The organism is Endozoicomonas atrinae (assembly GCF_001647025.1).
Taxonomy (GTDB): Bacteria; Pseudomonadota; Gammaproteobacteria; order Pseudomonadales; family Endozoicomonadaceae; genus Endozoicomonas; species Endozoicomonas atrinae.
In genome coordinates, this window is sequence record NZ_LUKQ02000357.1 from 1 (window position 1) to 2,298 (window position 2,298).

4 protein-coding genes are annotated in these 2,298 nt (G+C 49.2%); 1 reads left to right on the top strand and 3 read right to left on the bottom strand.

Going from position 1 to position 2,298, the window contains the following annotated elements; translation table 11 throughout:
- The 3 genes from AK963_RS26045 to AK963_RS26055 all read right to left on the bottom strand — a co-directional run.
- A partial coding sequence (locus AK963_RS26045; protein WP_139117672.1) for a recombinase family protein occupies positions 1-833 on the bottom strand: 833 nt, incomplete at its 3' end.
- Positions 820-1,281 (bottom strand): DUF2924 domain-containing protein, encoded by a 462-nt coding sequence (locus AK963_RS26050; protein ID WP_066018277.1) that lies wholly within the window; start codon positions 1,279-1,281, stop codon positions 820-822. The genes AK963_RS26045 and AK963_RS26050, both read right to left, overlap by 14 nt.
- On the bottom strand, positions 1,274-1,465 hold the full coding sequence (locus AK963_RS26055) for a hypothetical protein (protein ID WP_066018278.1): 192 nt from the start codon (positions 1,463-1,465) through the stop codon (positions 1,274-1,276). The genes AK963_RS26050 and AK963_RS26055 overlap by 8 nt, the downstream gene beginning before the upstream one ends.
- Positions 1,466-1,676: 211 nt before the next feature.
- On the opposite strand from AK963_RS26055, the gene AK963_RS33705 reads away from it, so the two are divergent.
- Positions 1,677-2,298 (top strand): hypothetical protein (locus tag AK963_RS33705; RefSeq protein ID WP_175404664.1); only part of this gene is annotated, 622 nt, incomplete at its 3' end.

A 2,298-nucleotide genomic window follows, 5' to 3' on the forward strand; every position in this document is an offset into this window, starting at 1 on the left:
CCATGAGCCTTTGCCCATAAGTCCATGGGGATAATCGGTTCATGCTCACCGGGGTACCATTCGCCCTTGTTGCCAATCTCCCCGATATAGATCCGGTTGCGCAGAATGCGGTGAACCGTATTTTTGGCAAACAGACTGTCGCCTCTCACCGTCCCGTCGTGTAACGGGATCGCCTTGGTTCGATAGCCTTTCTTATTGATGACTTCACAGGTCTGGATAATGGAGCGGGTTTTCACAAAGGTTTTGAAAATCAGGTTAACCAGGCCTGCTTCCACCGGGTTAACGGTGAGTTTGCGCTCAACGACGTCATAGCCCAGTGGAGGATTACCGCCCATCCACATGCCTTTCTTTTTGGAGAGCAGAAACTTATCTCTTATTCTCTCGCTGGTGACCTCTCTTTCAAACTGGGCAAATGAAAGCAGGATATTAAGAGTGAGTCTTCCCATACTGCTGGTGGTGTTGAATTGCTGAGTAACTGATACAAACGACACATTATGCTTGTCGAACAGGTCCACCAGCTGAGCGAAGTCAGCCAATGACCGGCTGAGGCGATCCACCTTGTAAACCACCACAATGTCAATCAGGCCAGACTGAACATCCCTCAATAATCGCTGCAGGGCAGGGCGTTCCACATTCCCACCAGAGAAACCACCATCATCATAGTCATCAGGTATCAGTACCCAGCCTTCATGCTTCTGGGAGTTAATGTACGCTTCCGATGCATCCCGTTGGGCATGGAGCGAATTAAACTCTTGCTCCAGTCCTTCCTCCGTCGATTTTCGGGTATAGATTGCACATCGCTTCTTCACCAACGTTTCCTTACGCTTGGCCATGTACACCTCCTTTTGACTTGGATTTCAGCCCAAAGAACATCGGTCCCGACCAGCTGGTGCCGGTGATCATATTGGCAATACGGGTGAGGCTCTTGTAGATCTCTCCCCGGTACTCAAAACCCTGCGGGGTCACGATGACTTCGTGGGTTTCCCCGTTGTACTCCTTGGTGATAACGGTCCCCAATGGAGGCTTCACTAAGCGACTATTTGCCGACTTGGGTTTGTGCTCACTTTTCTTGCTGGCCAGCTTCAGCCGGTCCGAGCTTTTCTCACTCAGTCCTCCCAATGCCAATTCTTGAATTCGATTGGACAGTCGCTGTCGAAGAATACGAAGATCAAGCTCTGGAGCTGGTTTGCCATTTAGCTCCTTCCACAGTTTGCGCAATTCTTCTGTCTTCATGGATTGCAGTGCCACCACCCTGGCGGCAAGGGTTTTATCGTCATTCATAAGCTACCTCAGTCTTATTCTCAGGGGTGTTCACAGTCATGCATGAGGTAGCGGAGTTATCCAGTCGGTCAGGGTCTTTATTTTTCCTTCTCTGATGCTTGCGAAGGATGGCTGCAGCGATCAGAGCTGCAATTTCATCCCGTGGGCTGATGTTCCAATCCTTGAGTGATAATGGTTCGTCCATGGCTGTTTGCCTGATGATGATTCGTCGGAGTGTTCTCTAAAGTGTTGCGATTACGCCGTACGAAAGCCATACCGAGGTATCCGGCTCTGTCTGGTTAACATCGGGAATTGACAGTCAGAGGAAAAGCGGGGCAAGATACTGCTGTATAAATAAACAGTAATAGGGAGATCGTTAAGCCGTCGATTCGTTTGCTAATTTACTGGAGGTAAGGATGCCCCATACGCAACGTATTCTTAATCATGTAGATGAAGATCTTTGTCTACAACTCATTGCACATACCTGTATTCGAAAACCCGTCCACATCGTTTCCCATGAGTACCCAACCACGACACGGATTGATCTCGAGGAGCAGGTTAGAGCATTTGATAAGAAACAGAAGCGTATCTTTGATGACATTGCCCAGAGAATTGATCTCATGCGTGACGATGTGGGGCAGGAGTTGCTGGGAAAGCTGGTGGAGGATCAGTTTGCTTTACAGCGTCAAAATGGTCCATTTAACCAGGCCGCATGGGCATTTCTTAATGAACCCGCCGCATTCGAGCAAGCTGAGAATGAGCGTTTTGCCGATACTGCTCGATATACCAACCGGTGGGATAGCTTCCGGGTATTAGCCCCCATCGATCAAGTGCCGGATATAGACGGTCTCAGAGAACACCTGGTGACTCACTTTGGTGGTAAGGACAAGGTGCTGGTTGAGTTATTTGAACGTCACCGTCCCTGTATTGACGGCACTCTTGAGCATCTGATGCAAGTGATGGTCTATCGGGAAGGTCTTCCCAGTCTGTTGAAAGAGGTCTCTGAAGATAAGCCGGTTCTTAAAGAGACAATGGTAC